Source organism: Arthrobacter sp. 131MFCol6.1 (assembly GCF_000374925.1).
In the GTDB taxonomy this organism is placed as follows: Bacteria; Actinomycetota; Actinomycetes; order Actinomycetales; family Micrococcaceae; genus Arthrobacter.
This window is the reverse complement of the sequence record NZ_KB895547.1, coordinates 218013-225725: the sequence shown is the minus strand read 5'-3', so window position 1 is coordinate 225725 and position 7713 is coordinate 218013. Positions and strand designations below refer to the sequence as shown.

7 protein-coding genes are annotated in these 7713 nt (G+C 66.3%); 6 read left to right on the top strand and 1 reads right to left on the bottom strand.

Features of this window, described 5'->3' with window-relative positions:
* A partial coding sequence (locus C566_RS23355) for a M28 family peptidase (protein WP_043467015.1) occupies positions 1–574 on the bottom strand: 574 nt, incomplete at its 3' end.
* A 520-nt stretch (positions 575–1094) separates the two neighbouring features.
* Between C566_RS23355 and C566_RS0114175 the strand changes: the two genes are divergently transcribed.
* The 6 genes from C566_RS0114175 to C566_RS0114150 all read left to right on the top strand — a co-directional run bounded on the left by C566_RS0114175 (position 1095) and on the right by C566_RS0114150 (position 7713).
* Positions 1095–2189, top strand: coding sequence for an extracellular solute-binding protein (locus tag C566_RS0114175; RefSeq protein WP_018775012.1), 1095 nt, complete (start codon positions 1095–1097; stop codon positions 2187–2189).
* 1 nt (position 2190) lies between these two features.
* Complete coding sequence (locus C566_RS0114170; RefSeq protein ID WP_018775011.1) at positions 2191–3078, top strand: ABC transporter permease; 888 nt, start codon at positions 2191–2193, stop codon at positions 3076–3078.
* Positions 3065–3892 (top strand): ABC transporter permease, encoded by an 828-nt coding sequence (locus C566_RS0114165; protein WP_018775010.1) that lies wholly within the window; start codon positions 3065–3067, stop codon positions 3890–3892. The genes C566_RS0114170 and C566_RS0114165 overlap by 14 nt, the downstream gene beginning before the upstream one ends.
* A gap of 9 nt (positions 3893–3901) precedes the next feature.
* The gene (locus tag C566_RS0114160; protein WP_018775009.1) at positions 3902–5023 is read left to right on the top strand and encodes an ABC transporter ATP-binding protein; all 1122 of its coding nucleotides are present in this window, start codon (positions 3902–3904) and stop codon (positions 5021–5023) included.
* A gap of 464 nt (positions 5024–5487) precedes the next feature.
* Positions 5488–6282, top strand: a complete 795-nt coding sequence (locus C566_RS0114155) for an IclR family transcriptional regulator domain-containing protein (RefSeq protein WP_018775008.1) — start codon at positions 5488–5490, stop codon at positions 6280–6282.
* 153 nt (positions 6283–6435) lie between these two features.
* Positions 6436–7713, top strand: a complete 1278-nt coding sequence (locus C566_RS0114150) for a cytochrome P450 (RefSeq protein WP_018775007.1) — start codon at positions 6436–6438, stop codon at positions 7711–7713.

Below are 7713 nucleotides of genomic sequence, written 5' to 3'. Positions count from 1 at the left end.
CCTCCTTCATCCACCGCGCGGTCTCCAGGACCGCCGCGACCCCGCTGCCGTTGTCATCAATGCCCGGGCCCTCCTGCACGGAGTCCAGATGCGCGCCCACCACCACGGTGTGCTCGGCACTGCCCCCGGTGTCGGCCAGGATGTTGAAGGACTCCACCGTCTTGCCGCGCCGGCCGTCCTCCTTGAACGTGAAGCTTTGCCGCACCGGCGCATACCCGGCCGCGCGCAGCTGCTCCTCGACGTAGCGGGCCGATTCCTCATACCCCGAGGTGCCCGAGGCCCGGTTCCCGCCGTTGGCATCGGCCACCCGCTGCAGCGCCTGCAGGTGCCCCACCATGTCCCGGGACTTGAACGCCGCCAGCACCGCACGCGCATCCACCGTACTGGCCGGTGTCAGTTGCGGGACCGCAACCCTGGGACTGGCGGGTTTGGCGGATTGGCTCGTCCCGCCACCGGATTTGCTCGTGGCGCCACCGGACGGGATGCCGGCCGCGACCCCGGAGGTACAGGCCGACGTCGAGAGCAGGACCAGGGCCAGGACTGAGGGAAGTACATGCTTGCGGAGAGTGATCATGCCGGGAGCCCATCACTAGTCGGTACAAGTTCGCTTGATTCCGGCTCGACTGGTCACAACGCTCGCCACTGACACTCCAGTAAGTCGCGGCCACCATCGCCCGGCAAATACTCCTATCAGGTCGAACCATTGTCGGTCGCCCCGCTGTATCCGCAATAGCGCCTCGCTGTGAATTTCCTGTGCAAATCAGGCCCCGGTAACCGGCAGGCGGGGGAATCGCCCGCGGCCGAAACCCGGAAGTTTCTTAAAGCAATACAACTGTTGACTAGTGAGCAACTTCACAGTTACAGTTGCGAAACCGAAAAGCCGCCGGAAGGCGGACTCGAGATCTCCAGGTGGAATGGATGGCGCGCGCGAACCGCGGCTGTCACTTCTTCTTCTCACTCCACTGTTTCTTCTCACTTCACGTTTCTTCTCACTTCACTGCGCCACACGCAATCACAAGCACCGCACCCCACCACGCCCGCAATCCTGCACGCCTTCTTTTGGCGTGCCCGCGTCCATGAGAGGCACTTCCCCCATGACAGCATTCCGTTCCACTCCCTTTGACCGCAGGCAGCTCCTCAAAGCGGCAGCGCTGACGCCATTTGCGGGTCTGGCGCTGTCCGGCTGCGCGGCGAAGCCCGCCGAAAGTGCCGCCGCCAACAAGACGGTGACGGTCACGTCCTATGGTGGCTCGTACAACGACCAGCTGACCCAGACCATCCTGGACCCGTTCTCCAAGCAGTCGGGAATCCAGACGACGCTGCTGGCCAACACCTCCCTGGCCGCGCTCAAGGCCCAGGTCCAGTCCGGCGACGTGCAGTGGGACCTCGTGGAAATCACGGCGCCGGAGTATGAGGTGGCCGTGGCCGAGGGGCTGCTGGAGAAGTTCGACTACGACATCATCAGCGACAAGGGCCTGCCCGGATACGCGAAGGCTGAATACGGCATCAAGTACCTGAGCTTCCTGTTTGTCATGGCGTGGGACCAGAAGGTCATTTCCGACGCGCAGGCACCGAAAGACTGGGCCCAGTTCTTCGACCAGGGCAAGTACAACACCAAGCGCTCGGTGTACAACCAGCTCTCCGACAGCTCCGTCCTGGAAGCCGCCCTGCTGGCCGACGGGGTCCCGTTCGACAAGATCTACCCGCTCGACGTCGACCGGGCCCTGAGGGTCCTGGGCCAGCACCCGGGCAAGGACCGGCTGCTGTACCACGCCGCCAACCAGGAGCCCATCCAGCAGCTCACCTCCGGTGAGGTCTCGCTCTCCACAAGCTTCAACAACCGTATTAACGCAGCCCGCAACGACGGCGCGAAGCTGAACTTCTCCGCCGAAAACGCCGTCCTCGCCGGCGACTACTTCGTGGTTCCGAAGGGCGCCAAGAACAAGGAAGCTGCCTTCAAGCTGATGAACTTCATGTCCAACGACGCCGAGGCCGGCGCAGCGTTCGACAAGGTCACCAACCTGACCCTCGCCAACACCCCGGCGCTGTCCAAGCTGCCGAAGGAAATCGCCGACACGCTTCCCACCAGCCCCCGGCTCGCGGACAAGATCCTGGTCCGCGACGACAAGTGGTGGTCGCAGAACCTGAAGAAGACCGAGCAGCAGTTCAAGCTCTGGCAGGCCAGCTGACATGAGCAACGCAACTCTCGAACGTCCCCGGCCGCGGGGCCGCGGGGCGCCGGTCTCCGCTGAGGCAGCACCCCGACGGCGGCGCAGCGGCTGGTGGCTGCTGCTGGCCCCGATCCTTGCCTTCGACGTCGTGCTGTTCCTGACGCCGCTGGGCAAACTGGTCGGAGCAAGCTTCGCCGACAACGCCTACCAGCGGGTCCTCGAGGACCCGCTGGTGGTGCGCGCACTGGTCAACACCCTGACCATCAGCCTGGCCAGCACGATTGTCACTGTGGTGCTGGGCTACATCATCGCCATGGTCCTGTGGCGGGCCGGCAATGTCACCCGGGTGATCCTGTTCGCCGTCGTACTCCTGCCGTTTTGGACCGGCATCCTGGTGAAGAACTTCGCCTGGGCGGTCCTGCTCCAGGACAACGGCATTGTGAACGCATTCCTGCAGGGAATCGGGCTTACAGGTGCGCCGATCCCGTTGCTGCACAACCGGTTCGCCGTGATCGTCGGCATGGTGCACTGCCTCCTGCCGTACGCGGTGTTCCCGATCTTCTCCTCGCTGACATCGATCGATGACCGGCTGGGGCTCGCGGCCCGCTCGCTTGGCGCGCGGGAAGGATCCGTCTTCCGCAGGATCACGCTGCCGCTGAGCATGCCCGGCATCTCCGCGGCCGGGCTGCTGGTCTTCATCATCAGCACGGGCTTCTTCATCACCCCGGTGGTGATGGGCGGACCCGGCGACATGATGATCGCCAACCAGATCGACTACTACGCCCGACAGCTCACGGACTTTTCCGGGGCCGCTGCGCTGGCCGTCATCCTGACGGTCATGGTCAGCATCCTCGTAGCCGTCTACCAGCGCGTCCTCAAGGCAGGAGGCCAACATGAAGACAACTAATCCGCAGCACCCCCTGCTGGCGCTTCTTTCCATCCCGGCCTTCCTGTTCCTCGTCATTCCGACGGCGATTGTGGTGCCGGTCGCGCTGAACGACAGCCGCTACATCACCTTCCCGCCGGAGGGAATCTCCTTCGCCGCCGTGGCCGGATTCTTCGCCGACCGGGCCTGGACCTCCGCCCTGACGGCCAGCCTGCAGTCGGCGGCGATCGCCGTCGTGATTGGCGTGCTGCTGGGTGCCACCGCGGCGATCGGCCTGCACGGGCGCAAGTTCCCTGGCCAGCCCGCCGTGGTGGGCCTGATCCTCGCGCCGATGATCGTGCCGACCGTGGTGCTGGCGCTGGCGTTCTACCAGTTCTTCATCTCGATCGGCATGGTGGGCAGCATCGTCCCCATCGGCCTCGCGCACGCCGTGATCGCGACCCCCTACGTGTACCTGACCACCCGCGCCAGTCTCGCCGGGCTCAACCCGGCCCTGGTCCGGTCGGCGCAGAGCCTCGGGGCCGGACCGCTCTCCGTCCTGCGGCACGTGTATCTGCCCATCATCCTGCCTGGCCTGATCTCCGGGGCGCTCTTCGCGTTCTCGGTCTCCATCGATGAGACGGTGATGTCCCTGTTCATGCAGTCTCCGGGGGCCACGACCTTGCCGGTGAAGATGTTCACGGATATCCAGTTCAACCTGACCCCGAAGATCGCGGTGTCCTCCGCCCTGCTGGTCAGCGTCGCCACGATCGGGCTGCTGCTCCAGGTCTTGTTTGTCCTCAAGCGCCGCTCTTCAACCCGGATGCTGCCGCTGGCCGTGTCCGCACAAACGTAAGGAAAGTCGATGACCGCATCAGTGATTTCCGCGGAGTCAATTCCCGGTACGGGCAGGGCCGCCCGGGGCGCCATTGAGCTCCGCCAGGTCAGCAAGCACTACGGCGACGTCGTTGCCGTGGACGAACTGGACCTGACAGTCCAGCCCGGGGAGTTCGTGACCCTCCTGGGCCCCAGCGGCTCCGGCAAGACGACCACCATGATGATGGTTGCGGGGTTTGAAGACCACAGCGCCGGAACCGTCCTCATTGACGGCAAACCCGTGGACTCGCTTCCGCCCCGGGACCGCAATCTCGGCGTGGTGTTTCAGAACTACGCCCTGTTCCCGCACATGAGCGCGCTGGAAAACGTGGAGTTTGCGCTCCGCATGAGGAAGGTGCCGCGCGAGGAACGCCGCCAGCGCGCCGAGGAAGCCCTCGACCGGGTGGGACTGGGCAAGATGGGCGGCCGCAAGCCGCGCCAGCTCTCCGGCGGACAGCAGCAGCGGGTGGCGCTGGCCCGGGCACTGGTCTTCAACCCGGCCGCCCTGCTGCTCGATGAGCCAATGGCGGCCCTGGACAAGCGCCTCCGCGAGCAGATGCAGGAAGAGATCAAGACCCTGCAGAAGGGCCTGGGCATCTCCGTGCTGTTCGTGACGCACGACCAGGACGAGGCCATGGCCATGTCGGACCGGATCGTGGTGATGAGGGACGGGAAGATCGTGCAGTCCGGCGCGCCGGAGGAGGTGTACAACCACCCCCTGACCGACTGGGTGGCCAGCTTCCTGGGCGACACGAACCTCATCCCGTGCACCATCGTGGAGCGCAACGGCGAGGAAGCCGTGGTGGACCTCGGCGGACTGGGTCTGGCGAAGGTCCGGGACCGCGGGGCAAGCGGTGAGAACTACGCCGTCTCCATCCGCCCGGAGCACCTCAAATTCAGGACACGGGCCTCGGCGGGCAACGGATGCGCCGCGACCCTGGTGTCCTCCACGAATCTGGGCGCCACGGTCCGCCACCGCCTCACGGCCGGCGGCCACGAACTCCAGCTCCGTGAGCTGAGCTCGGACAGGGGCGCCGGGATCCGGCCGGACGAGGAACTGTGGGTGGGCTGGGACGCGGACAAGGCCCAGCTGCTGGTCCTGGAGTCCTGACCGCGGGACATGCCCTCCTCTGGCGCCCAGGGATGGACATAGGCCCACTATGTCCATCCCTGAGCCGCAGCGCGGAGCATGTCCCCACGGGGCCGCGGGACATGCCCACTGCCGAGGTCCGCCACGGGACATGTCCGGACGGGCGCCATGGCCAATGACCGGGCAATGCTCAGCCTCAGGCGCAGGGCTTGATTTCACTGACAGGTCCCGACAATGTGCGGGCCTCAGCGCCGCCCGGCCCCGGCGGCCACCGGGCATCCCCTCCGCTGGCGCCCAGGAATGGACATGTCCCGTTATGTCCATCGCTCAGGCGCAGCGCGGAGCATGTCCCCACGGGGCCGCGGGACATGTCCATTGCTGAGCGCCGGCAAGGTGCGGGACTTGCGGACTACACTCAATTCCGGGCGGCCACATGGCCCTTGACGGCCAGAAACAGGGCCAGTGCCCGCGACGAGGAGGCCACCATGGCCGGCGGCAGCCGCGAACCCGGCAGGACGGTGACCTCGAAGGTCCTCTCCATCCTGGCGGCCTTCGAACAGTCCCGGGGCGCCCTCAGCCTGACCGACATCGCCGAAAAGTCCGGCCTCCCCTTGAGCACCGCCCACCGGCTGGTCAACGAGCTCACCGACTGGGGCTTCCTTTCCCGCGAGCCCAACGGCCGCTACCAGCTGGGCATCCGCCTCTGGGAGCTCGCCCAGAATACCGGCCGCCAGCTTCGTGACGCGGCCCGGCCATACGTCCAGGACCTGTTCTCCCTCACCGGCGAAACCGCGCACCTGGCCGTCCGGACCGGCCACGAAGTGCTGTACATCGACCGCGTCTACGGCTCCAAACGGGTACCACGGGCGTCCCGCGTCGGCGGTCGGCTGCCCATGCACGCGACCGCCGTCGGGAAGGTCATCCTGGCCTTCGAGGAGGACTGGGTCCGTGACGCCTACCTGAACCGGCAGCTGGAACGGCACACCGCGCACACCCACGTAGACCCTAAAAAGCTGGCCGCGGAGCTGACCCAGATCAGGGAGCAGGGCTACGCCACCACCCTCGAGGAAGTCCGGCTGGGTTCCTGCTCCATCGCCGTTCCGGTCTTCCATACCGGCAGGATAGGTGCCTCGATCGGCCTGGTGCTGCCCACCAATCAGGCCGCCACGATGACCCGGCACCTGCCGGTCCTGCGGGGAATCGCGGCGCAGATCGAACGCGCCACTGCGCGGATCCCGCTGGAAACCCTGCTGGGCAGCCACGTCGCGGGAACGGACTAGGCCGTATCCCCGCCCCCGCAAGGGCGCTAGTAACTGGTTTCCGCTCAGTGGAAGCCAGCCCTGCCATCCCTAGGTGATGGGGGCCACACTGGTGAATAAGAACCCGCGGCATGCACTGGCGCTGCCGGCGGGACCGAAAACCAAGGAGCCCAGATGTCATCGTCGACTGAAACGGCCGGCCGCTGTCCCTTCGGGCACGGCGCCGAAGCCCCCGCGGGGCACCACGGCTACGAGCCGTTCCAGATGAAGGATCCCTTTTCCGCCTACGCCGAACTCCGGGCCGAGCAGCCCGTCATGTTCGACGAGCGGATCGGCCTCTATGTCGTCTCCCGTTACGACGACATCAAGGCCGTCTTCGAGGACTGGGAGACCTTCTCCAGCGAAAACGCCCAGGCCCCCGTCCGCGAACGCGGCGCCGCCGCCAAGAAGATCATGGACGACGGCGGTTTCACCGTCTACTCGGGGCTCTCCGCCCGCCGTCCGCCGGAGCACACCCGCATCCGCGCCGTGGTCCAGAAGGCCTTCACGCCCCGCCGCTACAAGGCCCTGGAACCGTTCATCCGGCAGAACGTCGTCGAACTGCTCGAAAAGATGCTCGCCCGGCCGGAACACCGCGGCGACATGGTCAAGGACCTCGCCTACGACGTCCCCACCATCACCATCCTGACCCTGATCGGCGCGGACGTCTCCCAGGTGGACACCTTCAAGCGCTGGAGCGATTCCCGAGCCGCGATGACCTGGGGCGACCTCAGCGACGAGGAACAAATCCCGCACGCCCACAACCTCGTGGAGTACTGGCAGGAATGCCTGCGCCTGGTCAGGGTTGCCCACGAGGAAGGCGGCGACAATCTCACCGCGGACCTCGTGAAGTCGCAGCAGGAAGGCGCCGAAATCTCGGACCACGAGATCGCCTCCGTCCTCTACAGCCTGCTCTTCGCCGGCCACGAGACCACCACCACCCTGATCTCCAACGCCCTCCGCGAACTCCTCGCCCGCCCCGAGCAGTGGCAGCAGCTCGTGGCGGACCCCAAGAAGATCCCCGCCGCCATCGACGAGGTCCTGCGCTACGCCGGCTCGATCGTCGGCTGGCGCCGCAAGGCCCTCAAAGACACCGAAGTCGGCGGCGTCGCCATTGCGGAGGGCTCGCAGCTGCTGCTCCTCATGGGCTCCGCCAACCGGGATGACACCAAGTTCGACGCCGCCGAGGACTTCGACATCACCCGCCCCAACGCCCGCGAGCACCTCTCCTTCGGGTACGGCATCCACTACTGCCTGGGCAATATGCTCGCCAAGCTCCAGGCCAAAATCGCCCTCGAGGAAGTGGCCCGGCTCGCCCCGGAGCTGCAGCTGGAGAACCCGGAAGCCATCGCCTTCCGCGAGAACCTCTCCTTTCGCGTCCCCGAGACCGTCCCCGTCAGCTGGAAGGCCTGA